Source organism: Marinoscillum sp., assembly GCF_965229915.1.
Classification (GTDB): domain Bacteria; phylum Bacteroidota; class Bacteroidia; order Cytophagales; family Cyclobacteriaceae; genus Marinoscillum.
The window spans coordinates 1,910,142-1,935,983 of record NZ_CBDDJZ010000001.1 but is presented as its reverse complement, the minus strand read 5'-3'; the positions used below and the strand labels follow the sequence as shown (position 1 = coordinate 1,935,983).

Sequence of the window (25,842 nt, the reverse complement as noted above, 5' to 3'; positions counted from 1 at the left end):
AATAACTAACTTTCCGTTTTGTCTAAAAAAACTGTACCAGCCCGCTAACAACACCAAGAGTAATCAAAATTCTTATCAAAGCGATCATATGTCTACAACTCGAGAGATTTGTTCACGAAATGGATTTTATTATTGAGGTTCTTCTTGGTTATAAGTCTTTGTACTTCATTTTTAAAAGCATCAACTAGTTTCTTACCCAATCTAAGTTGCTTTTCTTCAGAAAGCTCATTTTTGGCCGTCTCCACTTTGTAGTCTATGTAAGACTGAAGTGATAATAGGGTTCTCGGAAAATCAAAATAGGATACGCTTCCTGAGTGCTTTTCAATGGTTAATATATCATGGGGTCTTCCTGATTTTCTTTTCAACTTTATTTCCTTTAGCTTGTAGCCATCCGCCTCAATTTGAATTTTCATTCGATCAATTTGTTGATCTGACAACTCCTCCAGATCATGAGGTATATAGATGATAAACTTCACGTCATTTCCATATTTTGAAAGCAATTCATTAATTGCAGGCTCTAGAAAGTTGTTAACATATCCGTGAGCTAGAGAAATTGCTGGAGAGAATTCTAGAACTTCTATTTTTCTCATTTGCCACCTTATAATGACTTCTTTAGCAATAAAGAGAATCCCAATTGTGGCTTCCCAATATGGTTTATCTGGAAGTATAAGCCAGAGTACAAATAGACCAACCGTTATGATTGTAAATGAATTATTTAATATTTTTCTCATTTTGAATTAATTTGGGTGAATGCCACCACCTTTCCAATCACCGGTTACGAGCCAGATTTCATAGAAGAATAACCAAAGAGCAATCCATGGCACGATGTAATCCACTATCAATTTTTTAGAATCAAACTCCTTTGCTTTCGGAAAAAAGAGGCAAAGGCTCCCATCCCGATAGAGATGTTCGGCCTTTTTACCGTTGAGTTCAGTCTTAATTAGCGGCTCTTTGATGAAGATTGTGATATTCTCACGGAACCGATACTTAATTTCATATTCATACCAGATGCTCCTAGGAGTTGGCTTAACCTTACCTCTTGCTCTCAGGTAGTTTTTATTCAGATAAAGATCACAATCTGGTATTTTGGCTTTTAAAGCTGCAAGCTGAAAATGTATTGGTATATCACTAATCTCCATAAAACGTATTAGGTTTTACCGGCAAACTCTTCTCAACGGCACGATCTACCAACATTCCAGATGGGAGAATTCCTAGGCCATTACCTCTTTTCTGGTTCACTACTTCTGCTCTAGCCTGCATAGCCTTGATATAAGGCTCATCACCAAACATACCTTTCATTAAAGTTGCCTCTTCTTCAATGCCATGAGCTTCTTTTAGATCTTGCCACTCTTCATCTAGACTCTTAATGAAGGAAATGAAATGTTGGTATAGGTGTGGTTTGTCTACCCATACATCTGCCAAGTTCTCACTAGGATTAACAGGGTTGGGAAGTTCAAAAGGGCGATGGGGATATAACGTTTCTACATGATTCTTAATTTTAGCGACAATATGTTCAAAGGTCTCTGAAATTGAAGGTTCGCCATTATAGAATTGCGCTGCAAGAGTTGTGAGTATAATGCTTGCTGGAGCATTCTCTGGATTTTCATTGAAATATATATTCCTTCTCATCTTGATTAGTTGAACAGCTCTTTGAAGAGGTTTCTTTTTTGCATATTCTTCTATCTCAACTTTATGTGCTGAGAAAGCTTTCTCCAGCAGAGTAATCTGTATACGATTCGCTATGTCGATGAACCACTTCTGATATCCTTTAGGGCATGATCTCAACCATTCTTTGATTTTTGAATCAGGGATATCAATGAGTTCATCATTGTATACAACCACCATACAGCCAGGAATAACATCTAAATGAAAATCTCCTTGATAATTCAGCCGAACACACCTTGACTTTGGTTCACAAATCTTTTTATAGGTTTCATGCTGCCGTAGCCTTCTAACCACCTCGTTAAAAATGGTCTCAGGATCATAGTTTGATGAAAGAAGCTTGATGTGTATAACTACGTCCAAGTCAAATTCAGTTTTTCCGTAGGGTTTTGTTGTTGTTCCTATGGCAACAGAGCCTTGAGGGTAAATCTCTATTTCTACCTCACCAAAAAACTCAGGGTCATCGCTTAACCATTTACTAATGGCTTCATAAGCAGATTTTAGTCTATTCCAACGAGTCTGATCCAGTTCGGCAGCTGCTGCCATTTTTGCGAGGGTGTCCTCTAACTGGGTTTTTGCATCCGATGTTATAAGCATAATTTCTATTATTTTTCTTTTCTCACACCTTTAAAGGGTGATCCATCTTTTTTACCATCCATAAACCTCCCGGTTTCTGTATCTCTTTTAGTCCATTGACCAGTTTTTGGATTTAGGGTTTGAGACCTCCCTCTCACTTGCCCTTTTCTGGCGTTATCGCCGTATGGTTTGTTAGTTGCCATTTTTTTATTATTTTCAGTTGTTTAACATTATGATTGAATTAGTATCAACCCTTATTATTAAATGCTGACCGTTTTAAAAAATTTACGATCGCTTCGTATTTTTTTTTGTGGTATCAGCATTTATGTATGAAAAGTGGAAGTAGCAACGAAAATTATATCGGGCCAGGCGCTAATAGAAGTAGCTAAAAAGGAAGACTGGAATCAGCTTCAAGTTATATTGGTTGCACATTGTATTTTTAGGTTTACAAGAAGGTATGGGATAAAGGGAAGTTCTCAGGAATTGAAAGAGATGGCTCAGAATCTAATCAGTGAAGTGATGGACAAGGTGTTACTGGAAGGTGCTAGGACGTGGAATACAGAAGAATACTCAACATTTAAAAACTTCTTACTCAGCGTAATTGATAGTCATCTCAATAATTCCTTAAACAAATCGAAATCAAAGGAAGAACCTACAATTCAAATTCCAGATCATTCCAAGGAACCAAGTCCTGAAGATGACATGAAGGCTAAGGAATTAAGAAATGAATGCTTTAATTTCCTTTCTCAAAATGGTGCTACAGATGAAGAATTATTGATTTTTGAGTGCATGGCTGATGGTATGACTAAACCCAAAGAGATTAAAGGTGATTTGGGTATGAGCGAAACAGTTTATCATAATGCCATCAGGCGTTTAGATGGACGAATTATTAAGCTAAGACAAAAAATTTCTCCAAATGACTAATAAATCACGCAAATCAATCTTTGACAGTTTTGATGATCTTTCATTAAATACGATTGATGAAAGTTTTGAAGCTGCCCAACAGTTTTTGGCTGAATTGAATATTGATTCAAATGAAGTTGGAGTTCAGGGAGCTAATGACTTCAAAAAATATATTTTTTTATCAAAAGCGAAGGAAAATCAAACTAAAGACGCGTCGCTTTTAGAGCAAGTAAAGGATAGGTTGAAAGAGCTAATTCAACATAATGCTCAATTGACAGGGGAAATACTCCAAAATGCTTTGGCACAACGAAGTACATCATTTCAATTTAGAAATCTTGAAAAATGGTCTGATGATGAGTTAAGAGAAGTATTGAGTGATAGTGATTTGACAAAAATTCTTGAGGATTTAGAGGATATTGAAGATTAATCATGTCACCAGGACAGTTTGCAGCTAAGAAGTTAATGTCTGAACATGGCTTCACTGATTTATCAGACATTCCCTTAGAGCTTATTGCTTCTGGTTTGGGAGCAACAGTATTAGAAAAGCCCATGTCCAATTCCGATGGCAGAATTGTCTTTGGTAAACGTAAGACTATAATTACTGTGAATTCTAATATTGAGTATGAGGGCAAAAAGAGATTCACTCTCGCTCATGAAATTGGGCACCTTCGCATGCATCGTCAGCATTTTTTACTTCATAATGATACGGACGCAACTTTGGAATACTTTAGAAAAGGCAATCAGGAAACGGAAGCAAATGAATTTGCATCTGAGCTACTTATGCCTGAAGCACTTTTTAAGGAAATATCAGATGATTATGAATTTGGCCCTGAATTACTCAGATATCTTGCAGACTACTTTAAAACTAGCATTACATCGGTAGCTTATCACTACTTTAAATTTGGTCACCACCCCATCTGTCTTATTTATAGCTATGCTAACAAAGTGAAATATTGGATGCGTCCTGATCCTTATGATCATTATATGAAGAATACAACTAATTTATCTCCTCCCGAGGATTCAGTTGCCACTGAGTATTTTAAGACGGGTAAGATATATTCGAAAAAAGAGAGTAAACAGCCAATTTGGAAGTCGACGTGGTTCGAACTGAATTCTCTGGAAAATGATAATGACTTCAATTTTTATGAATACTGCATTATTACACAAAAATACAATACTGCTTTGAGCGTGGTATGGGAGGAGTAGTCTCTTTCAGCTCGTGCCATCATCCCGATTATAAATCGTGAATGGTACACCAGCTTCCAGAACCCGCGGCAAGAGTGACCGCCGTTCCGTTCCTTCGGTAAAGGCCGAATCCTCTTCAGTCGGCCACACTTACCTTTTCCTCCGCATTCTACTTTTCTTTATTCATCGTTAACACAACAGTCTCCCACGCAGGTAAAGCGGAGTGCTGCCCAGCCAGAGCGGCAGAAGTTGCGCCATACCAGCCAGAGCGCACTTCGTGCACACTGTCTGCCCTGTGGGTCTTTCAGAGTATGTCACACCCTCTGCTTTACTTTCTGTCTGGTCACCACGGCAGTTTTCTCTGTTCTGCCAGCACCCTCATTTTGTTTCGCTGCGGGCTCTCGACTTCTCTCCATTGCGGTAGCTGGCAGCCCAGCCACTGCCCATTGTTTGTGCGGGCCTGCGGCCACCACCAGTACCGTACAGCCGCGCTATCCCAACACTCGATCCAAAGCTGTACGCACTCCCAGCCACTTCCTTTGGTCGCTATCTTCTGGCAGGCTGGCGGTGGCGCCCGCTAAGGCCCGCGATGCTAACGCTAGCTCAAGGCTGTTTTACCTGCTTAAACTCGCATTTTTTGATTGTTCTTGGATGGTTATAGTGTTATGTTACTTGGTGTTTTCAAGGCTGTCCTTTCTTGTCCTATTTAATTTTTAAAACTTGTGATTCATTTGAAAACATTTAAAAATTCATATCATGAACAATATTGAAACATACAAGTACAGCACCGAAATTGAATTCTTTTTAAGAAGAGTTCTTAAGGTTAAGTTAGGATCCAGAGATGAACAAACTTTAAAAGGGTTTTACGAAAGTCTGGTTCTCTATGAAAATGGACACACTTACATGTGTAGTCCTAAACAGCACCAGGCACGAATCCAGCGACTCGTGAAATACTTTGATAAAGCCATTGATAAGCTATCTAAAAAATATCCGGATATCATATCGTTAAAAGGTCGTTTAAGTAGCATCAATTGTGCAGCGGGGATTCTGAGTGTTTATCAGCAACTGAAAACATATGAAGAATGATGATTGATCAATAGTAAAAAAACAATCAAAACTAGCAGGCTTCCATGCCAACCCTGAGAGCCCTGTCAAGGAACTACGGCATAAACACTTCCGCCCCACACACTTTCTTTTATTCCGTTCCTCCTTGCCAGGCCTGCTATCGCCTGCTGAGAAAAAAGCTTTCTTTTTTTCTCTTTTTTTTCTTTTGGAATATGAGCGCCGCAGGCGGTGACCAACTGGACTGAGCATAACTTTTTAAATGCTCAAACCATGTTTAGATACCGTGTATCCACTTTCTCCGGAAAGGAGAATTTAACAACCCCTCATTTTTATGTATTGTCGAAAGGTCTGAATGCTGGAAAGCCACTCGACAAACCTTGCCCTAATTGTTATCTGGTTTGCACAGAGTTCGAAGAGAATCGCCACTTGTTCTACTGGCTTTGTTTTGCTTTATGGAAGTCGGGATATTTCAAAAGACATCTGGTTGGATCTGTCATCCCGTTTCTTCGAATCAATGATCTTCGAATTGGCCTGCAAATCATTGGCTCCCACTATCCCTGACGTGGTAGGTGTTATTCGGGATAGATTGTTAATTCTGGAAGAATTAGAGGCCAAGACCAGAAATGTCTCCAAACAATTGGATTTATTGGAGCAGCTGAAGAAAGCTTTTATCAGGGGAACTTTTCAGAGGTTGGATTAAAACAAGACAGGCTCCCGGATATTTTCCAGGAGCCTGTTTTATGAGTTTGATTTGTTTGAAGTGGGACGTTTTCCAAAGGCCTTGACAATCCACTTCATTAAAATGGATATGCCGAAACTAACAACTGCACCGATAGCAGCCAGGATAATTGTCTTTGCAATATCGGCTCCAGTGAGATTAGGAATAATACTGAGTAATGTTCCTCCAATAGTTCCGGCTTTGGTGCCAATATGAGCTGATTGACTCATGGCTAATCGGTTTCGCTTCCCTCAACTGTCGACTGGCTCACAGCTGATAATACACTGCCTCCAGCTAACAAGTATCCACCAACAGTGACAATGCCTGCTGGCAAGGCAATGGGTGAAGCCAAAATAGCTCCACCGGCTGCAGCTAGTGCTAAACCGACATTTCTCAGCACCTTGAAAAACTTAGGAGTGGGTGCTTTCACTCTATCAATGATATTCATATTGATTTCTTTTTTAATTGTTATAAATACTTCTTCGCTTTGGTCCATGACGTTAAAGAGGAGGCTATCCAGTTTGCCCAATGCCTCCCTGGACTCGAATCCAAGTCCTGGGCCATCCAGCTTGCTAACTGGTGCAATGCATCCTTTTAAATCTATTAGCGCATGATTGGCTGCATGGAACAAAATCCAGGATCTATCTGGTACGTCGACCACATGAAGGTGATCACCTCTTTCTTTGGTGGTTCTCTTGACAACCTGATACCGACCTTCTGGAATGCAGGAGACATTTCTCCGGTTTTGAAGCCAGGGCAACTCTATGGTGAAGCAAATCAATTGATCTCCATTGTAGAGCTGCCCATTGGTTCCATTTTCGTGATACTTCCTGAGTAAGGTTAATTCCATCACAGGTTATCAGTTCTCAACTACCGCAGGCTTATCTACCTCAACCAAGGCTAGACAGTTGTAGCTACCATTTTTCATGGCGTACATCTGCCCGTTCACGGATTGGTAAAAATCAATACCAAATACTATGAGGAGTAGCTCCTGTGTATTTGCATTGATAGCAAGATCTAGTTGAACTGGTCCTGCTGCTGCATTGGAAATTTCAAGCTCAGCAGACTCTGCCATGTTGTAAGTGAATTCATCACTGCCAAAATTTACCTCAGAAACCGCGGCTACCATCTTGAGGTGCGTTGCACCCTGAGGGTAGGCTAGGCTGTTTGCTGGAATAAACTCTGGAACATTGATCGAAGCGCTACCTGCTGCACGATCAAAAGCAACCTCATATGGTGCATATAAGGTTGCTTCAAGTCTCCCGTCAGCATTGAAATCGAATCCCTGAATGAGTTCCAGGTTACCTTCAGATACCACCCGCTCTCCACGGACATTGGTTTGGTCTGATTGAAGAACCGCCATAAGTTGCTTAGTTAAACGAGAGGTAATTTTGCTGTCAGAAGTTTTGAGTAGTAGAGGCCGAAAGGCTGTGCGGATGAGCTTGCCAGCTTTGCCTGCTCTACCAAATTCTGATCCGTTTTCACGAGTCCTTTGGAAGGCTGGATCGTTCTTGATTCTGTCAGCGTCTACACCACCTTTTTCCCTGGCTAAGTAGCCGTCTTTACTCTTGTAGAAGGAGACATCCCCGATGGTTCCTTCTAGTTTAATGATTCCTTTTTGTCGAGCCATAATGTTAAAAATGTTTGGTTTATGGCCTAAAAGGAGCATATTTAAAGATGCTTGACAACTAGCGGCTTCCGGCTTTAATACCTTCTGGTAGTTTTTGCCGAACATGCCGTATGGACTAAGTATGGATAGAGTATCAACACTCCCAAATGAAGCTAAAGAGAGTCATAATTTATCCCAAGGATATTCAGCGAATTACGGGCCGAAGTGAGCGCTACGGACGTAAAATGATACAGGATATCAAAAGTCATCTAAAAAAAGATGATCACCAGTTGGTGACCATTTATGAGTTTTCTGAGTACTCAGGAATTGACCCTGATTTGGTAGAGCAGTACCTCGATTAGTTTGTGCTTGTTGGATATGCCTTCAAAGATAAGTCCATATGGGGTCAAATACAATCAATTAATTCGGTTAACAAATCGGTTAACGAGTTAATTGAAGTTGTTGCAACCTTCTGATAAAGAGCAGGTTAATCTGAGGGTTCTAGTTCCTCCTCCTCTGCAATCAAAACCCTGACAGAAATGTCAGGGTTTTTTCATTTTAAGGGATCAATCTAAAACATGTGGGGTAATTGTATTTATTTGAGGACGGGCATTCGTTCATTTTAGGTTTTACAGACGAAAATTGGATTACGAATAAAAGACTGTATGAGCCTTGGATCCACATAATCGATAATGTAAAAACGAAATGGCGAGTTTCTTTTATTCGCCAATTTTTGTCTGGAAAAGCGTTAATAAATGAACGCAGCCCGGTGCGCGCAGCCTAGATTTTTGCCGGTTCGCCGTTGCGAGTACTTTTCATCAACCTTCCAGGCGGTGGAAAAGTAGGGGGAACTACCCTTGAACCTCAAAGAAAGTTCAGTGCATTCAAAAGAAGATAATTTCAAACCCTGTTTCTCAAGTCAATCAGGTTTTAACTAATAAATATATAAGTCACCCCAATTCACGAGGGGATGTGCGGCATGCTTGTGCGTATGAGTAATCCCGACTCCTCTGCAATAAAGCCTTTTGAAAGTCAGGGTTTTTTCATTTTAGGCTCACTCGTCTTATCCTTTTCCCATCTCCGTTTCCTTCACCAACTTCGCATGACTCTGTGGCCTAATGTTGTGGCCAAATTCTTCTGCGTATGCTCTCGTGAAGATGGCGCCTATCAGTACCAATACAGAGGAATAGAAGACCCACACTAGTATCCCCGCCAAAGATCCTGCTGCTCCGTAGGTGGAGGTTATCTGAGTTTGTGAGAGTAAGAATCCTATACCGTATTTTCCCAGGGTAAACAGGACTCCGGTAATCAAGGCGCCAATCGATACATCCTTCCATTTGAGTTTAGCATCCGGGAGAAACTTAAATACCAGCGCAAAAATGCCGGAGATAATTACCAAAGAAACAATCACATTGGCTCCTTCGACAATATAGACTCCAAAATCCTTTGTGAAAACCGTGTAGAGAAAATCTTTGAAGAGCCGTAGTGCTGCATCTACTACTAGTGTGACCAGCAAAAGAAAGCCAATCACGATGATAATGGAGAAAGAAAGCAGCCGGTCAATGAAAAATCGCTTGACTACTTTCTGTGGAACGGGCTGCACATTCCATATCGAGTTGAGTGCTTTCTGAATGAAGTTGAATACGGCCGTAGCACTGATGAAAAGAAATACGATACTCACCACATTACCAATCCATGAGGATGACTGCCAGCTGCGATTTTCTATGATGGACAGCATTTCCTTAGCACTGGCCGCCCCTATTAGTTGGGAAACCTGATTGGACAACTGGTCCTGAATTTGCTCTTCGCTCAGGATTGTTCCCGCTGACTGTACGATGATGATGAGCACCGAGGGCAAGGAGAAAAGAGTGAAAAAAGCGATTGCTCCTGCATAAGCAATGGGGTCTTGTTCTTTGAAGATTTCCACTGAATTCTTAAACAGACTTTTAATTCTACTCACGCGCTCTTTCATATAGCTGATTGATTGCACGTTAAGTATAACAAGCCAGGACGTGGATTTTGTTTGTCACAATTCTAAATCCGTTGCGCCATCTTGATTTGAGGCCGTGATGGGTCATCGCTTACAGTCGATCTTCCAGGTTTCATAGACAAAGCGCTCATCGGGTGAAACCCAGGCACCTACCCATTTGAATCCAGAGTCATTGATATCATGAAATCGAATCTTGTAAAAACCGTCCATGCCATTAGGGGCTTTTTGAGGTCTATATAAAATTATTTCATCGTTTTCCATACCACCCTCCCAGGTGGCAAGCGATGCTGTGGGTGCAGCAGAAGAGTAGTAGTGGACATACCACCTGGCACTGTCAGGATGAAATTGACGGATACTGCCAGAGTGTTTGCCATCTTCTTTGATCGTTTCGTCTTGTACAGCCATGCCGTCCATGATGTATTTAAAAGTCCAGGTCATATCGACAGGTTCTGCCCAGGATTTATCAGGGTTTCTGCTATATGATTGGCAGTTGCAGGTTCCTATCAGTTGTTGGTAGTCACGAATCTCGTTAGGAGCATCTGGGTGTGGCTTGCCAAATATGCTTGAGTCGGTTGCTGTGTCCTGAGCAACACTCCAACTGGATGTGAGTATAAAAATGCTCAGAAGTGTGGAAGAAGAGTTCATTGTCAAAGTTTACTTCTAAGACAGTCGATCTTTAGGCTCACCTTATGAAATGATAGCAAAACCCCATGAAAGAGCTCGTTAAAAGTCGTTACCGATCGTAGCGCTGACGCTGAGGTTAGGTCAAACCTGATTTATATCAAGGGTTATCAATATTTGTGTTCTGGCAGGTAGTTTTGCACTCATGAAAGACATCCAATCACTCGATGACATCAAACTACTGGTCGATACGTTTTACGCTAAAGTAAGAGTGGATGATAAGCTTGGACCGATCTTTATTCAGGTGATCAAAGATCAGTGGCCGGCACATTTGGAGAAAATGTACCGGTTTTGGCAGTCAATCCTGTTGGGTGAGCCTACTTACAATGGGCGTCCATTTCCTCCACACGTGGTATTGCCAATCGGAATGGCCCATTTCAATCGGTGGATCCAACTCTTTCATGCAACGCTCGATGAACACTTTGAAGGACCAGTGGCAGATGAAGCCAGGGATCGATCAGTGAAAATCGCACAAGTGTTTATGGCTAAATTGGACTCGATAAGGTCATCCTACTGATTCAATTAATTGGATGAATTCTTCGGATTTGTTTCCCAGCAATTTCCAATACAGAAGGAATTGTCATTGAATTTCTTTCCTGAATAATTGAAATAGAATCCAAAGGTCTGTTCTTTCATCTTTGGAATACCAGCACTTCCACTCGAATGACCATCACTGGCATAGTACTCTATACCTTTCAGTAGTCCTTCGTCTGTAAAGTTGAGCATCCGGTAGTTGAGTTCTATATCGTATTTTCGGAGATCTGCCTGCATTTGTACCAGGGTGTCCAAGCTATGTAATTGACTGAATACTACTTCTATCAGTTCAAGCTTGTTGTTTTCATCATAAATGACTTTGATGCCGCTTTGTGGCTTTTCAATGCGAATTGATTTTTCTTTTTCAGGGCTGGTTCCCGATATTAAAAATATGGCCAGAAATAATGATAATGCTGTCGTGCTAAGGATTGATATCTTTTTCATTCTATTGGTTTTAAAGTTGAACAAATCACGCATGTACCAAAGGAGTACATACCCTTTCGAATGATTTCTAGTAGCGGATTGATCCGTAGATATTAGATCTGCTCCCAAAGCTTCGGATAAGATTCTCAGGGTGTAAACTCGTGGAGAAACCTGATTGGCTTCTATTCTCTGGATCGTTCTGGTAGCCACATTGCATTTAATTGCAAGTTCTTCCTGAGTGAGTCCAGCTTGTTGTCTGAGTTGCGTGATTCTCTCTCCTATGCTTTTGTTTTCCATCATTTGAAATCGATGCAATAGAACAATCAATTCATTTTACTTTCAAAAAATGTATGGGACTTTACCCCGACATTCTGACGACAATCATAGTATTGACCTAATGTCATCATATTATACCATCAGGATTTGACTCTAATAGTTATGATCTTCAATCCTTCTCCAGATCATAAACCGTTCCACTTGCTGCCCTGTCGATGCTTGCATTAAATTCGAAACCAAGCAATAGGATGAAGGACATCAGCCACTGCCAGATCATCAGGGCGATCAAGGCCCCGATGGAGCCATACACCTTATTGTACGTGCCGAAGTTGGCTACATAAAAGGAGAACCCAAACGATACCAGCAGACAAAGACCTGTCGCCAGGATAGATCCCATAGAGAAAAAGCGCCACTTGTCATGGATGGCTGGCCCCCAATAATAAATGGAAGCGATGGCACTGTAGAAAATAATGAAGACCACCAGAAACCGGAGCAACACAATGATCCACACCAAGAGGTCTTCAGTAACCACCCCAATATCGACCACCCAGTTGAGGAGGATCTGACCGACAATCAGAAAAACCACACCGACGATCAGTGCAAATGCCAGGAGGATCGTCAGAAACAATGCGATCAACCGCGTCTTAATAAACGACCGATTTTCGACTGTCTTATAGCTCATGTTGAATGTCTGCATGAGCGAGTTCACTCCATTGGTGGCCAGAAAGAGTGCGAAGAGTACCCCAAAAGACATGAGTCCTTCACGTCTGATCTGTACGGTATCGTATAGCGTTTCTGCCATTACTTCAAATACTGTTCGGGGCATGACATCTTCCAGAAAATGTAGGATTTCACCCTGACTGACGGATGGAATGAATTCGTGCAGAAATGGGATCAGCGTGAACAAAAAGATGATTGATGGAAAGATGGACAAAGTAAAATTAAAAGCTACACCATACGCCCTGTCGAACAACTGGTTGTCACCAACTTTGTCAATAAAGATGATCAGGATGCGGTAGAGAGAAGCCTTACCATGTCTGATCTTGATGGCTTTAAGAATCTTGACGAGCCTCAGGTACCAGGATGTGTACAGTAAGTGTCTATGTAGTCTTTCTCTTGTTCTCACGCAAAATGTGGTTCGAGGAGCTTCTCCATCACCTCTGGCATTCTGGTGAGGCGACCAGTATCCATGTTTATAAAGACCAGTTCGGTCTCTCCAGTATTAATCAGCCGACCACCTTCATTGGTAACCTCATAGATGAATTTTATTCGAGCCCTGGGCTTGTCAGGAATCGTTACTTTCACCGTCAAATGATCGTCATATTTGGCAGGTTGATGGTACCTAATGTTCATTGATAACACCGGCATACCAATGCCCATATCTTCCAAACTCTTATAGGGAAATCCGAGCGATCGGAATGCTTCCACACGAGCTACTTCGTAGTACATGGCATAATTGCCATAATAGACATAGCCCATCTGGTCAGTTTCGGCATATCTGACTCTGATTTGTACTTCTTTTTGATACATGCGTTTTATCTGTAAATCCGCTGTAAATCCAGTGCGTTTTGGAATTTTCGAGCGTTGATATTGTGCTCTACCAGTGTTTTGGCAAATACGTGGTAGCCCGAAAAATCATCCTTCGCACAGAAATAAAGGTAGTTATGATCTTCGTAATTCAAAACTGCCTCGATCATTGAGATAGAAGGCATATTAATAGGCCCGGGCGGCAAGCCGGCATATTTGTAGGTGTTGTAAGGTGAATCGAACTCTTTGTCCTTATTTAGAATGCGTCTGATTTCGAAATTATTCATGGCGAATTTCAACGTAGGATCCGCTTGCAGTTTGTACCCACGGTCGAGTCGGTTGAGGTAGACACCCGCAATGGTCGGCGCTTCGTCAGCAAAGTTGGTTTCGGCATTCACAATAGACGCCACTGTAGTAATTTCTTCAGGTGTTAACCCAATCTCTTCGGCTTTTGCTTTACGTTCGACTGTCCAGTACTTGTCATACTCTTTTTTCATTCGGTCCAAAAGCTCTTTTTCAGAAATGGTCCAGTATACCTCATAAGTATTAGGAAGAAACATGCTGATAAATGTTTCCTGGTTGAAGCCATAAGCACTTGCCACACTATCGGAAGAGAGCAAAGGAGCGAGATCTGTGGAATCCATCTGAATCGTGGTGGTCATTTTGCCAGCCAGTTCTTCTATTTTCCGAGCAGTGCTGAATGTCAGTTTTACGGGAGTTTGAAGGCCGGCACGAAGCATATTGATGGCTTCAGTGTTGCTCATGTTGGATTTGAGCTCGTATAAGCCAGGTTTTACGTTTTCATCGTAGCGCTTCAGTTTGGCTAATAAACTAAAGGATACCGCATCATTAATGATTCGTCGATCATAGAGTTCGTTTCTGACTTCTTCGAATGTTGTGCCATCGTAGATAGCAAACAGTTGGCTTTCCTGATCCACCAGAATATTCGGAGTATACAGAATCTGATATGCATAAAATGCAAAAGACGACAGCATTACTGAGCCGACGATCAAGCCAGCTGCGATCAGATTTTTCTTGTTCATGCCTTTTTTATGAGTTTGTGCAAAGGTAGTGAAGCTTGTCTTAGAATGGTTCTATCTCTTACCAACCTTACAGTTTTGCTTTGGCAGAAATGGAGAGGTAGAAGTTCTGTTGGTCTACAAACAGCTCATAGTAGACATTGTTACTCTTGCTTCTGACCAGCTCAGCACGTAGGGTGACCTTATCAAACTCGTATTGATAGGATCCTCCCAGACTGTATTCAATATTATGGCTCCTTCGGTCAGCAATGTTGGTGACAAAATAATCCTTATTGTATTCAATTCGTTGGCCACTCAGGCCAATGTTGTGTCGGCTTAGCTGGTATCTAAACAGCACGATATCACTATTGGATCCAGGGCCTATGCCAGCTCCTAGCAATTGTCCTCGGTTGGTGTAACCTTGTCTGTTGACACTGTGGATGTAAAAAGGTGGAGTGGCTCGCCATAGATAGGTGTGATTTCTCGATAGATTGGTATGCTCATAAATAACATTCAGCGAGTGTCCATTTTTGAATTTGCTCTCTTTTTCAAAACCAATGGTATATGCCCGGCTGTGCTCAGGCTCTATCCATTTATAAGCTCCACCGAAATCATTGTATGCAAACTCTGCATAAGCACGGAAGCCATGATCAGGAAATCTCCACTCTGCTGTTGCGGAAGCCAGTTGATCAAATTGATCATTGGGCCCCACCGTGTCCAACACGTGAATGACTGAGACCAAATCCTGACTGCTAAAGCGGTTGGTTTGTTTATAGAGGGATTTATTGAACCCCAGCGTTAGATTTTTCAGGAAGGGAGGAGTATAAGCCAAAAACAGCGCATTGAAGTAGCTGTTGTCATTGTCTGAATCGTCATCGAAATAATCAGATTCTCTGAGGTAACCAACAATGAAATTGGCCTCCAATCGACCAAACTCAATGTCTTTGATTTGTAAATCCAAAGGTTCAGTACCTAATCGCAAGTGCGGAAATCCTTCTCCTTGTCTGCTGAGGATGATGGGATTGAAAACAGATGGCCCGACTGAGTAATTTTGAGTAGAAACGGCTGAAATGAATTTACCAAACTGAAGTCTTACTTCGCTCTGTCCCAGGTGAAATTTGGTAAATGGGTCACTTCCATAGCGCTGTACGAAATCAATACCACCACCTACCTGAAATTGATAGCCATAGGGATAGTTGCCTCGAGGATTGACAGGAGTTCTTAGTGCTCCTCGGTTTTGTGAATAGTACACTACTGGATAAAAGGTGTAGGACAGGGCTTTGATTTTTCCGGTAAAACCAAAATGAGCTTCCGTGGTAAAGCCTTTTCCTTTCCATACAGGTCCGTCGTTAAAACCCCTTGGATAGGTGTTGTTGAAGCTGATTCTTGCCTGTGGGTTCAGTAGCTCAAATGCATCTTCGGTAGAAGAATTTACTGAAGAATGCAGTGCCAACGTTGTGCTATCGTTGAGTATGTCCAGCGGCTGCAAATATCCGGATGGAACAGATACCTGAGCACTTGCCCACCACATGGGAACAAAAGCAAGAAACATGAAAATGAATTGTATGCGCATGATATTCTAAATAATCTGCAAAGTAAACCATTGAAATCTAAATGGCATGAATAGATTTGGGACATAATCAATGAGTGCTCATTTTTGCTGAACCCCTTCATGACAAGTCCCCAAACCAATTATTACCTGATCTACGCTACAGCAAATGACTCTGACTATTTGGTGGATTATGCAAACTTAAATAGGATGTGTCAGTCAAATCCAGGGGTGTCAAAGATCCATGTGTACCTGGCTGTGAGCGAAGTAGAGGAGCATCATGAAACGGACGATGTAGCCCTGGCGATTTTTACTGAAATGCTGGATAAGTCACCCTGGTTCGAGCTCCAAGGGGTTTATTTCAAAGACAATGTTGGTAGAGATTTCAGTTCGGTACAGGTATGTCTGAAGGCAGTCAGAGCAAGTGCCAAGGACCATGATGTGGTTATGATTAGAAACCGCAGTGCTTACGGTCCCTTTCGAGCGGGTTGGTACGCTGCATATCTCAATCTGTTGAATAGTAGGGAGGATATAGGCATGGTCGGAAATACCATCAATCAAAGTGGTCATCCGGATAGTGCATATGATAAGGAGGTAATAACCTGCCATGTACAGACCTATCTATACCTGGCCAGGTTTGAGGTGCTCAGGGGTTTGGTTGATGATTTTCCAGGGGCCAGGGAAACTGACCGACTCGAGTTGATCAATAATGGTGAGCTGGGACTTAGCAGGTCAATCATGAGTAAAGGATACGGATTGACATGCCTACAGTGGCCAGAGCATGTTTTCGGAATGGGGATTTACCAGATTCCTGAACTTCCTTTAACTGATATCAAGCACCATCAGCTAGGCTTACCTTTTGAGCATCGGCATAGTAAAGTCCCCTATATCAATAAGAAATTACAGAGAAAGTGGAATTGGAAAAAGAGATTTTTCCAGTTAAAGGTTCGTTTGGAAAAAATCATTGGCTAGAGCAAGTATTTCTCCTCGAACACCAGCCCAACTTCATTGTTGTCGCCTTCATCCCACATGTAGTCAAATTCCTTTCCGTTTTTCTTCAAAACGTACTCAATTTCCCAATGCTTATCCTTGATGTCATATGGAGGCCGACCGTTATATAACCTGACTGTTACCTGATCTTCCTGATCTGTGAGGTGATTGCCAATGTAATAAGTGAACTCTCCCTTGAAGTCAGGATTATGATCGATTACCCCCGTGGTATAAACCAGCGAGTCGTTGACAATGATATCCACCTGATTGTCTATCCGATAAAAAGCAATGACATAATCAATCGTCTTATAATCTTGCTGTGGATTGGTAAATAAGCCAAGAGTTACAAATAGAGTTAACCACATATTCATGTCCTGTGTGTTTCTGAGTTTTGCGGTCGGCAAAGGTAATTGGAATTGCCAATCTGACTAAAGCCGACCGGATGAATGTCCAATGGCGTACTGAACACATATTGTGCCAGACTAACAACGGATACACAGGCGCAATGTTAATCCGGGTTCAATTTGGTCAATTCTTTCGGTAGAATTCCCGAATCACACAGGTTTCGACGTAAGTTTGCCGAGCACTCAAAAGAGAAGTATTCACTGAACAGCATGTATCGAGACACTCAACAGGATTTGGTGACTGTCATAGTCACATACAATGGAGATCGCTGGATACATAAATGCCTGGAAAGTCTCAGGAAGTCTGTAAAAACTACTGATATCATCGTTGTTGACAATGCTTCCTCCGACCGAACCGTTAAAATTATTCAGCAGGATTTTCCTGAAGTAAAATTGATTACTTCTGATCAAAACCTCGGCTTTGGTGCGGCTAACAACCTGGCCATTCAAAAGGGATTGGAACAAGGGTATGAGTGCTTTTTCCTGCTCAATCAGGATGCGTGGGTAAATGAAGATACTTTGGGGGCTTTGCAAGAAATAATTAACAAAAAACATGAATATGGCATAGTATCGCCGATTCACCTGAATGGAGCTGGCACCGACCTGGACCGTAACTTTCGATGGTACATGCGGGATCAGCTAGTGCCTGGTCTGCTAGGTCACCTGGAGAATGATTCTTCTTCTAAGCTATTTGACGTGCCATTTGTCAATGCAGCGGCGTGGATGCTTTCTAGAAGCTGTCTAATGACCGTTGGTAAGTTTCATCCACTTTTTCATCATTATGGCGAGGATGATAACTATGCACATCGTGTCAAAGCGAGTGGTTATCAAATTGGTGTATTGGCGGGAGTATCCATTTATCACGATCGCGAATTTAGAGAGGAGCCCATACGTAGAGAGGAGTTTGAGGGAAAAATGAAAAAGGCATTGACATTATACCTGCTCAATCCTCTAGTAGATCACGGATTTTGGAAATTCTTCCAGTATACCAGGAAAACCATCAAGCGTTTTCGTCAGGAGACTCATCAGTCTTATGTTGCTTCTCTATGGCTAGGTTACAAGTCCATGTTTGCGGTGTGGCAAGAAACCAAAATGGAATACGATTTGTCTTTTCGAAAGGGAAGCTAAGCTGTGTCAATTGATCGACCTAAATTTGGCCAAATGAAGGGAGAAGAGAATCCACTTTTGTGTATTGGGTTGTGCACGTATCAAAGACCTGACATGCTCACCGAAGCACTCGATTCGGTAGCGCAGCTTCGCTTACCATCTAATGTCAATCTCAAACTGCTGGTATGTGACAATGACGCTGAAGCTAGTGCACGGGAAGTAGTGGATAGCTTTCGTCCTAAGTTATCTTTTCCAATCGAGTATTTAATAGAGGGAAATCGAGGGATTGTGTTTGCCAGAAACAGAATTCTTGAGGTAGCACTCCAGCATAGTGCGACTTACGTTGCCTTTTTCGATGATGATGAGACAGTCGAACCCGGCTGGCTCGTAACCCTTCTGCAATGTATGGAGGAGTACGATGCAGATGTGGTTAATGGCAAAGTGGTGTTTTTGTGGCCAGATGAAGTAAATCTGCATGTTCGACTTAGAAATATGCTGCAACGAATGCATTTTCCCCAGACTGGTGAACGGCAGCATGGATCAGGAACCGGGAATGTGCTGTTCAAGACAGACTGGATTCGTGAGGGTCACCGATTTCACCATGAGCTTAATTTGAGAGGTGGATCAGATCAGCTATTCTTCCAGCAATTAAATGATAAAGGCGCCAGGATAGTCTGGTGCAATGAGGCTCTGGCGTATGAGAAAGTTCCTTTGAGCAGAGCAAACAGGGAGTGGCTTTTGAAAAGAAGGTATCGATATGGCTACAACAAATTCTATATACTGAAACACAGATTCGGTTTGGCGCACGCCAGAAAGGACTCCAAGAGATTTTGTTTGAAAGAGTTCATGTGGTGCATTTCCAGAGCTCCGTTTTATCCGTTAGGTTCTGAAGACTTTAAAATCAAATGGATAGCAAAGTGGTTGTTTGCCAAAGGTGTCTGGCACGGCTTGCAAGAGAAGGATTATTTTGAATACCAAATAGTACATGGGAGTTAGCAAGGAAATAGTGTGTGTGGGCTTGTGTACCTATCGTAGGCCAGGGATGCTCCAAAAAGCCCTAAACTCTTTCGCGAAGGTGGAGCTACCAGAGGGTGTGCGGACCATTTTGCTGGTCAGTGATAACGAAGAAGGTAATGAGGAGAATTTGGAGATCTTTGAGATGTTTCGAACTTCGGTGCCTTTTGAATGCCGTTTTTTGCAGGAGCCTCGAAAAGGGTTTACCAACAACCGAAACAGGCTGATCGATACGTCGGTCGAACTGGGAGCGCACTACCTGCTGATATTTGACGATGATCAGACTCTGGACACTAACTGGATGAAGGAACTGCTCGCTTGTCGACAACAGTATGATGCTACAGCGGTGAGGGGGAAGGTCGTCTATAATTATCCAAAGAACATGCAGATGTCGTCCGATATTTTTGAAGTCTTCAATAACCGGAAAGTATACCGGACGGGCGATGTGCTGGAGACCAGTGGTGATGGTAACTCACTCCTAGATGTACAATTCCTGGAAAAACACTCACTGAGACTCAATGAGCGGTACAATGATGTAGGTGGATCAGATGCCTTGATGTTTTACCAAATGGCAGACCTGGGTGGAAAGCTGGTTTACTGTGAAGAGGCCATTTCCTATGAAGAAGTGCCCGAATCCAGAGCTACCGACCAGTGGGCGCTTCAGCGAATGTTCAGAGCAGGATATACCAGATACCTGATGCAGAAGCATCGTCTGGGTACCGGCAGAGCTCTTCACAAGAATTTATCATTCTGGATCAAACGGAGATGGAGATATTTCTTCGATAAACTCAATCACCGAGTGAGTGCAGGGCAGCTAGCCGTAGATAAAGCCTACTTAGATGGAATACTAGCCGCAATACTCGGAAGGTCATTTTCAGAGTATGACCAAATCCACGGGTATTGATTACTGCTTTACGAGCTGTCCATCTCTCAACCTCACCAAATAGTCAGCCTGGTCAAAGTAGGCATCGTCGTGAGAGATGATAATTACTGTCTTCTGTTGCTCGATCAATTCCGGGATAATCTCCTCATAAAATACCTTCTTGAATCGTGGATCCTGATTAGCTGCCCATTCATCGAATAAGAAGATCTCATTGTTTTCAATTATAGCCTTGATCATTGCAAGCCGTTTTTGCTGGCCAATGGACAGGTCTGTCGTGATTTTCTGATCCTTGAACCCGACTTTATGACTCAGTATCAGCTTATCCAGTAGTGCATTGGCTTTTGTTTCATCCCACGGATCGATGTAACCCAAATCCTTGAATAAGTGGTTGTCCGTGAAAATGGGACTAAATAGTTCTCTGAAACTGTCTTGATTTGACGTGTTTATCTCAGTATCTCCCATCTTGACGACTCCATTTTGTGGGAGATAGAGCCCGCAGATTACTTTGGCGAGGGTCGTTTTACCACTGCCGTTCCCGCCGATAATCATGGTGATTTTGCCACGAACAATTTCCAGATCAAGTGGACCGAGTTGAAAGTAATCATCAATGTCCTGATTGTAATATTTGAATGAAATGCCCTCATAGCGGATGTTCTGCTTCAATGTATCAGGAGCCAGTACTTCCTGGTCCGAAGTAACTTGATTGATCTTCAGACCTAGTTCAGAGATTTCTTTCAGTGCTGCTCTGAATGGGCTGAAGGACTTGGTAAAACTAGCCAGCGATGACAGTGGGCCGATGATAAATAGCGATACTGTAAGGAACTCCACAAAAGTCCCTGTTTCTACTACCTCATAGACATTGATCAATATGATGAGTACTCCGATTCCCAGGAGCATTACCGCCTCATTGGCCTTGCCAGTAATTTCACCATTCTTCTTTTCACGTACCGTCTGCGTGTACTCTTCCTGAAAGACCTCCGGCAGGTACTTATTCAAATAATAAGATTTATGGAGCGGGTTGGAGTAAAGTTCCTTGATGCCATACACCATCTCAGCAAATCCTCTATAAACTTTTCCCTGGCTCTTTCGGGACAATTCTGCAATGACATTTAGTCGCTTGTTGGTGAAGTAAGTGATTACCGAAACTACCGCAAACAACCCTAATATGACCAGACAGAGCTTCCAGGAGATAATGAATAGGTAGGTAATACCGCCAATACCGATAACCAACCGAGAGATAGTGCCAGGAATCCTATTAAATACACCAGCGATTGTTTTAATGTCCTGGACCATCACCACCATGATGGATTGTTTTTTGAACTCTAGTTGCTGAAAACTAGAATTGAGGACGATGCGTGAGACTCTCAGTCTTAAGTCCAGAATTATTTGATTAGTAATTTTGGCAAGAACTGATGTGGCGAAAACTGCCAGAATGATAAATCCAATTAATAAAACGACGAATTTTGATGAGAAATCGAATATATTAAATTGCGTCATTTTATTTTGAAGGTGCGAATTGATGATTCTGATAAGAACCAATACGCACAATCCAGAACCGGAGCTTAGCAGGGTGCCAAAGAGAATTTTGGGAATATATGGCTTTATGGATTCTAAGATGAATTTCATAATCTATATTTCAAATGCAAGGTTATGCCAATTAGTGTCTACTTCAAAGTAAAATGAATTTCTAGTAATGGAGACAGACCTACCTTTAGGGTGTTGGTCATTTGACCACAATAGTAAAATTGATGAATAAGCAAGGTAACATCCCTACCATAGTAGTACTGGCTTACAATAGGCCGGAGCCTTTATCCAGACTGCTGGGTTCTCTATTACGTGCTGAATATGGAGCGGGTCAGGTTCCTCTGATCATTAGTTTGGACCATGATCCACATCCTGAGGTTTTGCATCTGGCGAAGAGTTTTGATTGGCCTCATGGAAATAAACAAATCAACGTAAGTGATAAGCCGCTTGGCACCAGGGCTCACGTGCTTCAGTGTGGAGATCTCACAGACCAATACGAATCAGTCATCATTCTGGAGGATGATCTGTTGGTTTCTCCATATTTCTATACTTATTCCCTTGAGGCTTTACACTTTTGTAAGTCAGACGCTTCCCTCGCCGGTATCTCTCTTTACTCTTATGATGTGCGAGAGTTCAAACACATGAGATTTATGGCCATGCAGGATGGTTTTGACAACTATTACCTGCAGCTACCTTCCTCTTGGGGACAACTTTGGACCAAAGAGTGGTGGGGTGAGTTCCGTGGCTGGTTAGATCGAGGAGAGTTGGTCTCACCTGATATTCACCCGGCTATATTGGATTGGCCGGAGCACTCCTGGAAAAAGACTTTTATTAGTTATCTGGTAGACCAAGACAAATACTTCTTTTACCCGAGGGTGTCTCATACGACTAATTTTGGAGATTTGGGACAAAACCATAAAGGCGAGTTTGCCAGGTATCAGGTGCCAATAGAGATGGGGCAGCGGGCACATCGGTTATGTAAGTTGGAGGAGTCTAAAGCGGTATATGATGCTTTTTTCGAGCCAGTTGTAACTGATGTGAATCGGTCAGCCTGGATGGACCAATTCCCCAATCTTGAGTTTGATCTGTTTGGTGATAAGCATCGGTTCAGAGACGAAACCCAATATGTACTCACTACCCGCAGGGTTAGAAATGTCATTAGAACTTTTGCAGCCACTATGTTGCCTCTGGAGATGAATGTTTATATGGAGGTAGAGGGAGAAGGAATCAACCTGGCCAAAAAGGCAGACGTAGATTTATCTAAACGCCCGATGAATCCCAGAATACATGAGCGAATCACAGGCCGATTCAGCAAACAGCGATATGGCATCCAATACCTATACCAGTTGATGAAACAGATTAGAAAGTGAAGCGAGCATTACTCTGTCTGTCCTCATTACCACGCCATATTGAAATAGGCCTGGAAAGTCTCCATCAGAATGTGCTCAAGCATCTCGATTTACCCATAGATGTCGTAGCGCATTTTCCTGAATCACCACATCCTGCATCGGTCGATTTGATTGAGAGTTTTGCTGATCATCATGAAATACGCATTGAACCAGATCCTGAGCTGAATGATCCGGAGGCCTACAGTGAAAATCTGATGGATAACCAGCAGATGAAAGGTAACCTGCTCCAGTGGCTGTCCATGAAACGATGCGCTGAGATGAAGGAATCTTTTGAGATGAAGTATGGAAAGTATGATTTGGTCATTTGGTCTCGCCCGGATTTGTACTTTTTACAAGACTTTAAGCCTGCTACTGGGGCACACGGTATTGGCTTCTCCTACATGGATGGACACAATGGCGTGAACGATCGTTTTTCCTATGGAGACAGCAAAAGCATGTCTGCGAGAATGAAAATCTATGATTACTTTATAGATGAATGGTATGATCGCTACCACCAGGATCGATCACATTTGAAGAAAAAACGACTCGGATGGTTTAAGCATGCTTACCGATGGAATCCAGAGATGGTCCTCAGAGATTTGCTGATGGATCACCAAATTCCATTTAGGAAAGAAAAATTGGTTTTTGGCAAAATTAGAAAACACAGTCCCTGTCCAGTCTGTGGAAAAGAGACTTGCTATTTTGTAAGTGTGCCACAAAGCGACTCCAAAAGAATTCATCCAGACTTGAAAGGTTTGGACTTTAAATTTGGCACGTCCGCACCAGTGGAAGTAAACAATGAAAGAACTTTATTATATCATATCCATGAAATTTAGGAACCCATTTGCCCGTAAGACCTTAAGCGTCAAGTCTGCACATTTGAAAAACAGAATGTTGAATTTACAGCAAATTGGTTTTGAGCCGAAGTGTGTAATTGATGCAGGGGCTCACAAAGGAAACTGGACGAAGCTCATGAATGAGTTCTTTCCAAATGCTCATTTTACGCTATTCGAACCTAATCCGATGGTCAATCAATTTGTGGAAGAGAATTTAAGACATCTACCCGGAAACTACGTTTTGGAGAAGAAGGCAGTAGGTGCACGTAAGGGTACCATGCAATTGAACGTTTGGGAGAACAATGATAAGAATTTAAGTGGATCATCACTACTGGATCATGTAAGAGGCGAAGGCACAAGGCAGGTTGATTGTGAAATAATTGATCTCGATGGCTATTGTAAGGAGAAGGGTCTCAAGCCGGATCTAATTAAGTTAGATTTACAGGGCTACGAGGTGGAGGCGCTAAAGGGCTGCACAGAATTACTCGGGAAGGTGGAGTTGTTTATCATTGAATTTGGATGTTTGGATGCTTACGTTGGCCGCTCTGGTATTGATGATCTGATCGCCATCATGTATCAGCATGATTACAAACTATACGATATCATTGACCTTCACTATAGACCCTATGATCAGGCTTTGACGGGGGGAGACTTCTTCTTTGTACACAAAAGCAGTTCACTTTTGGATTATAAGGGATATGAATAAACGGCTTTTGCTGATATCTCCTTATTTTCCTCCACATGGTGTAGTCGGGGAGAAGCGAGCATTGAACATGGTCAACTACCTGCCCGCTCATGGTTGGGAAGTGATTGTATTGGCTTCTCCACCACATTTTCAAGAAAAAGAAGTATCAAGCTTCCATGAGGATTCAACGACAACTGTGAATTATGGATTTATCACTCCATGGCTTAGACCCATCATCAACCTCTTCACTTCAAAGCCCGGATCATCGACCTCTGTCAAGCCGGATTTATCCAAAAAACCTTCCAAATCCCTCACACCGCTAGATCAATACATGTGGGACATCCCCGGAGCAATAAAGGCGGGGAAAGCGCTGATCCGAAAGCATAAGCCTGATGTCATTCTTGTCAATGCTGACCCCTGGTCAGGTCTGTTGGTTGGTCACCGGCTGAGTCAGTGGAGTGGCATTCCGTGGGTGGCTGATCTGCGTGATCCGTGGACCGTGTTTGAAGAGAAAATGGCTCTTAGACCAAGAGTAATTCAGAGATGGATTCACCGATTGGAAAAAACTTTCTTTCATTCGGCAGCTCACGTCATTTTAAACACCAGATCCTGTAAGGAAAGATACACGGAGGTGTATCCTGCGTCTGTGAGTGCTAAATTTAGGTTCGTTCGAAATGCGTTTGACCAGTCTTTGTACGATCCAGCTACTTCCGATGCTGGTAAGGATCAGGTTTACCGATTTGGATACTTTGGGTCTTTCAGAAAGTTTGTGTCTCCAGAGAGCCTTTTAAAAGCCTTTGCGCTTTTTGTGCAGAAGTATGATCATTCTCCAAATGAGGTTCGACTGGTGATGACTGGTAGTCCCAACTCAGAGTTCATGTATTATCTGAACGAACTGAAGCTGCAATCATTCTGTGATATCCAACCAGCAGTAGAAGTCAGTCAAACCATTAAGGTATTGAAATCCTGGGATGTTTTGCTGCTGGTGGTTAGCAACTACTATCAGTGGATGGTTCCCGCCAAATTGTATGATTACATGGCCGCTCAAAAGCCTATTCTCGCTCTTTCTGCAAACACGGAAGTCAATGAGATTATTAAGGAAACCAAATCTGGATTTGTGTGCCAACCCGATGACATTGAGCAAATCGCTGATCAAATGGAGTATTTGTTCCAATCAAGACTCAACGATTTGGATAATCACGGACCAATTGAAGAGTATTCCGTTACAGCGCAGGTGCAAAAAATGAATCAGATCTTAACGCAAGTCCTACCAGATCATTCAAAATAGAAGGTC

At 42.3% G+C, this 25,842-nt stretch carries 31 protein-coding genes; 15 read left to right on the top strand and 16 right to left on the bottom strand.

Features of this window, described 5'->3' with window-relative positions:
• Nucleotides 1–92: 92 nt before the first annotated feature.
• The 4 genes from ACO067_RS08445 to ACO067_RS08430 are packed head-to-tail and all read right to left on the bottom strand — an operon-like array spanning nucleotide 93 to nucleotide 2,441.
• Nucleotides 93–731: an STING domain-containing protein gene (locus tag ACO067_RS08445; RefSeq protein ID WP_421872973.1), complete on the bottom strand. Its 639-nt coding sequence runs from the start codon at nucleotides 729–731 to the stop codon at nucleotides 93–95.
• Between the two features lie 6 nt (nucleotides 732–737).
• Complete coding sequence (locus tag ACO067_RS08440; RefSeq protein ID WP_421872971.1) at nucleotides 738–1,139, bottom strand: hypothetical protein; 402 nt, start codon at nucleotides 1,137–1,139, stop codon at nucleotides 738–740.
• A complete protein-coding gene (locus ACO067_RS08435; protein WP_421872969.1) occupies nucleotides 1,129–2,259 on the bottom strand; it encodes a nucleotidyltransferase domain-containing protein in 1,131 nt (376 codons plus the stop codon). Before ACO067_RS08435 ends, ACO067_RS08440 begins: the two co-directional genes overlap by 11 nt.
• A gap of 8 nt (nucleotides 2,260–2,267) precedes the next feature.
• Nucleotides 2,268–2,441, bottom strand: coding sequence for a hypothetical protein (locus ACO067_RS08430; RefSeq protein ID WP_421872967.1), 174 nt, complete (start codon nucleotides 2,439–2,441; stop codon nucleotides 2,268–2,270).
• Between the two features lie 133 nt (nucleotides 2,442–2,574).
• Between ACO067_RS08430 and ACO067_RS08425 the strand changes: the two genes are divergently transcribed.
• From ACO067_RS08425 to ACO067_RS08405, 5 genes are all read left to right on the top strand, one after another.
• Nucleotides 2,575–3,162 carry a hypothetical protein gene (locus tag ACO067_RS08425; protein ID WP_421872965.1) on the top strand — a complete coding sequence of 196 codons (588 nt, stop codon included), beginning with the start codon at nucleotides 2,575–2,577 and terminating at the stop codon, nucleotides 3,160–3,162.
• Entirely contained in the window at nucleotides 3,155–3,568 is a 414-nt protein-coding gene (locus ACO067_RS08420) for a hypothetical protein (protein WP_421872963.1), read from the top strand. The genes ACO067_RS08425 and ACO067_RS08420 overlap by 8 nt, the downstream gene beginning before the upstream one ends.
• Nucleotides 3,569–3,570: 2 nt before the next feature.
• Nucleotides 3,571–4,347 (top strand): ImmA/IrrE family metallo-endopeptidase, encoded by a 777-nt coding sequence (locus ACO067_RS08415; RefSeq protein ID WP_421872961.1) that lies wholly within the window; start codon nucleotides 3,571–3,573, stop codon nucleotides 4,345–4,347.
• A gap of 735 nt (nucleotides 4,348–5,082) precedes the next feature.
• The gene (locus ACO067_RS08410; protein WP_421872959.1) at nucleotides 5,083–5,412 is read left to right on the top strand and encodes a hypothetical protein; all 330 of its coding nucleotides are present in this window, start codon (nucleotides 5,083–5,085) and stop codon (nucleotides 5,410–5,412) included.
• Between the two features lie 249 nt (nucleotides 5,413–5,661).
• Nucleotides 5,662–5,952: a DUF6943 family protein gene (locus ACO067_RS08405; RefSeq protein ID WP_421872957.1), complete on the top strand. Its 291-nt coding sequence runs from the start codon at nucleotides 5,662–5,664 to the stop codon at nucleotides 5,950–5,952.
• Between the two features lie 177 nt (nucleotides 5,953–6,129).
• Here ACO067_RS08405 and ACO067_RS08400 read toward each other — a convergent pair whose 3' ends face one another.
• From ACO067_RS08400 to ACO067_RS08390, 3 genes are read right to left on the bottom strand one after another with little or no spacing between them, the layout of a single operon-like run.
• A complete protein-coding gene (locus tag ACO067_RS08400) occupies nucleotides 6,130–6,339 on the bottom strand; it encodes a hypothetical protein (RefSeq protein ID WP_421872955.1) in 210 nt (69 codons plus the stop codon).
• A 2-nt stretch (nucleotides 6,340–6,341) separates the two neighbouring features.
• Nucleotides 6,342–6,959 carry a DUF5675 family protein gene (locus ACO067_RS08395; protein WP_421872953.1) on the bottom strand — a complete coding sequence of 206 codons (618 nt, stop codon included), beginning with the start codon at nucleotides 6,957–6,959 and terminating at the stop codon, nucleotides 6,342–6,344.
• A gap of 9 nt (nucleotides 6,960–6,968) precedes the next feature.
• Nucleotides 6,969–7,739, bottom strand: a complete 771-nt coding sequence (locus ACO067_RS08390) for a hypothetical protein (RefSeq protein ID WP_421872951.1) — start codon at nucleotides 7,737–7,739, stop codon at nucleotides 6,969–6,971.
• A 146-nt stretch (nucleotides 7,740–7,885) separates the two neighbouring features.
• On the opposite strand from ACO067_RS08390, the gene ACO067_RS08385 reads away from it, so the two are divergent.
• The gene (locus ACO067_RS08385) at nucleotides 7,886–8,080 is read left to right on the top strand and encodes a hypothetical protein (protein WP_421872949.1); all 195 of its coding nucleotides are present in this window, start codon (nucleotides 7,886–7,888) and stop codon (nucleotides 8,078–8,080) included.
• A 701-nt stretch (nucleotides 8,081–8,781) separates the two neighbouring features.
• Here ACO067_RS08385 and ACO067_RS08380 read toward each other — a convergent pair.
• Both ACO067_RS08380 and ACO067_RS08375 read right to left on the bottom strand, forming a co-directional pair.
• Complete coding sequence (locus tag ACO067_RS08380) at nucleotides 8,782–9,678, bottom strand: YihY/virulence factor BrkB family protein (protein WP_421872947.1); 897 nt, start codon at nucleotides 9,676–9,678, stop codon at nucleotides 8,782–8,784.
• 114 nt (nucleotides 9,679–9,792) lie between these two features.
• Nucleotides 9,793–10,353 carry a hypothetical protein gene (locus ACO067_RS08375; RefSeq protein WP_421872945.1) on the bottom strand — a complete coding sequence of 187 codons (561 nt, stop codon included), beginning with the start codon at nucleotides 10,351–10,353 and terminating at the stop codon, nucleotides 9,793–9,795.
• A gap of 181 nt (nucleotides 10,354–10,534) precedes the next feature.
• Here ACO067_RS08375 and ACO067_RS08370 point away from each other — a divergent pair, with 181 nt between their 5' ends.
• Nucleotides 10,535–10,906, top strand: a complete 372-nt coding sequence (locus ACO067_RS08370) for a group III truncated hemoglobin (protein ID WP_421872943.1) — start codon at nucleotides 10,535–10,537, stop codon at nucleotides 10,904–10,906.
• Between the two features lie 5 nt (nucleotides 10,907–10,911).
• Here the strand turns inward: ACO067_RS08370 and ACO067_RS08365 are convergent, their stop codons facing one another.
• From ACO067_RS08365 to ACO067_RS08345, 5 genes are all read right to left on the bottom strand, one after another.
• Nucleotides 10,912–11,646 (bottom strand): helix-turn-helix domain-containing protein, encoded by a 735-nt coding sequence (locus ACO067_RS08365; protein ID WP_421872941.1) that lies wholly within the window; start codon nucleotides 11,644–11,646, stop codon nucleotides 10,912–10,914.
• Nucleotides 11,647–11,791: 145 nt separating this feature from the next.
• Entirely contained in the window at nucleotides 11,792–12,748 is a 957-nt protein-coding gene (locus ACO067_RS08360) for a YihY/virulence factor BrkB family protein (RefSeq protein ID WP_421872939.1), read from the bottom strand.
• The gene (locus ACO067_RS08355; RefSeq protein WP_421872937.1) at nucleotides 12,745–13,152 is read right to left on the bottom strand and encodes an acyl-CoA thioesterase; all 408 of its coding nucleotides are present in this window, start codon (nucleotides 13,150–13,152) and stop codon (nucleotides 12,745–12,747) included. The genes ACO067_RS08360 and ACO067_RS08355 overlap by 4 nt, the downstream gene beginning before the upstream one ends.
• 5 nt (nucleotides 13,153–13,157) lie before the next feature.
• A complete protein-coding gene (gene mltG, locus ACO067_RS08350) occupies nucleotides 13,158–14,192 on the bottom strand; it encodes an endolytic transglycosylase MltG (RefSeq protein WP_421872934.1) in 1,035 nt (344 codons plus the stop codon).
• A gap of 67 nt (nucleotides 14,193–14,259) precedes the next feature.
• On the bottom strand, nucleotides 14,260–15,741 hold the full coding sequence (locus tag ACO067_RS08345; RefSeq protein WP_421872932.1) for a hypothetical protein: 1,482 nt from the start codon (nucleotides 15,739–15,741) through the stop codon (nucleotides 14,260–14,262).
• Nucleotides 15,742–15,840: 99 nt separating this feature from the next.
• Between ACO067_RS08345 and ACO067_RS08340 the strand changes: the two genes are divergently transcribed.
• Entirely contained in the window at nucleotides 15,841–16,689 is an 849-nt protein-coding gene (locus ACO067_RS08340; RefSeq protein WP_421872930.1) for a hypothetical protein, read from the top strand.
• Here ACO067_RS08340 and ACO067_RS08335 read toward each other — a convergent pair.
• On the bottom strand, nucleotides 16,686–17,078 hold the full coding sequence (locus tag ACO067_RS08335) for a hypothetical protein (protein WP_421872928.1): 393 nt from the start codon (nucleotides 17,076–17,078) through the stop codon (nucleotides 16,686–16,688). The genes ACO067_RS08340 and ACO067_RS08335 overlap by 4 nt on opposite strands.
• A gap of 243 nt (nucleotides 17,079–17,321) precedes the next feature.
• Here ACO067_RS08335 and ACO067_RS08330 point away from each other — a divergent pair, with 243 nt between their 5' ends.
• Genes ACO067_RS08330 through ACO067_RS08320 form a run of 3 tightly spaced genes read left to right on the top strand, consistent with a single transcriptional unit; the run spans nucleotide 17,322 to nucleotide 20,136 of the window.
• Nucleotides 17,322–18,239 (top strand): glycosyltransferase family 2 protein, encoded by a 918-nt coding sequence (locus tag ACO067_RS08330; protein ID WP_421872925.1) that lies wholly within the window; start codon nucleotides 17,322–17,324, stop codon nucleotides 18,237–18,239.
• Nucleotides 18,240–18,272: 33 nt separating this feature from the next.
• Nucleotides 18,273–19,214 carry a glycosyltransferase gene (locus ACO067_RS08325; protein ID WP_421872923.1) on the top strand — a complete coding sequence of 314 codons (942 nt, stop codon included), beginning with the start codon at nucleotides 18,273–18,275 and terminating at the stop codon, nucleotides 19,212–19,214.
• Entirely contained in the window at nucleotides 19,204–20,136 is a 933-nt protein-coding gene (locus ACO067_RS08320) for a glycosyltransferase (RefSeq protein WP_421872921.1), read from the top strand. The genes ACO067_RS08325 and ACO067_RS08320 overlap by 11 nt, the downstream gene beginning before the upstream one ends.
• On the opposite strand, the gene ACO067_RS08315 is transcribed toward ACO067_RS08320, so the two are convergent.
• Nucleotides 20,137–21,741: a cyclic peptide export ABC transporter gene (locus ACO067_RS08315; RefSeq protein WP_421872919.1), complete on the bottom strand. Its 1,605-nt coding sequence runs from the start codon at nucleotides 21,739–21,741 to the stop codon at nucleotides 20,137–20,139.
• A gap of 122 nt (nucleotides 21,742–21,863) precedes the next feature.
• On the opposite strand from ACO067_RS08315, the gene ACO067_RS08310 reads away from it, so the two are divergent.
• The 4 genes from ACO067_RS08310 to ACO067_RS08295 are packed head-to-tail and all read left to right on the top strand — an operon-like array spanning nucleotide 21,864 to nucleotide 25,836.
• The gene (locus tag ACO067_RS08310; RefSeq protein ID WP_421872917.1) at nucleotides 21,864–23,009 is read left to right on the top strand and encodes a hypothetical protein; all 1,146 of its coding nucleotides are present in this window, start codon (nucleotides 21,864–21,866) and stop codon (nucleotides 23,007–23,009) included.
• Nucleotides 23,006–23,863, top strand: coding sequence for a hypothetical protein (locus tag ACO067_RS08305; RefSeq protein ID WP_421872915.1), 858 nt, complete (start codon nucleotides 23,006–23,008; stop codon nucleotides 23,861–23,863). The genes ACO067_RS08310 and ACO067_RS08305 overlap by 4 nt, the downstream gene beginning before the upstream one ends.
• 55 nt (nucleotides 23,864–23,918) lie before the next feature.
• Entirely contained in the window at nucleotides 23,919–24,569 is a 651-nt protein-coding gene (locus tag ACO067_RS08300; protein ID WP_421872913.1) for an FkbM family methyltransferase, read from the top strand.
• On the top strand, nucleotides 24,562–25,836 hold the full coding sequence (locus ACO067_RS08295) for a glycosyltransferase (RefSeq protein WP_421872911.1): 1,275 nt from the start codon (nucleotides 24,562–24,564) through the stop codon (nucleotides 25,834–25,836). Before ACO067_RS08300 ends, ACO067_RS08295 begins: the two co-directional genes overlap by 8 nt.
• Nucleotides 25,837–25,842 lie beyond the last annotated feature (6 nt).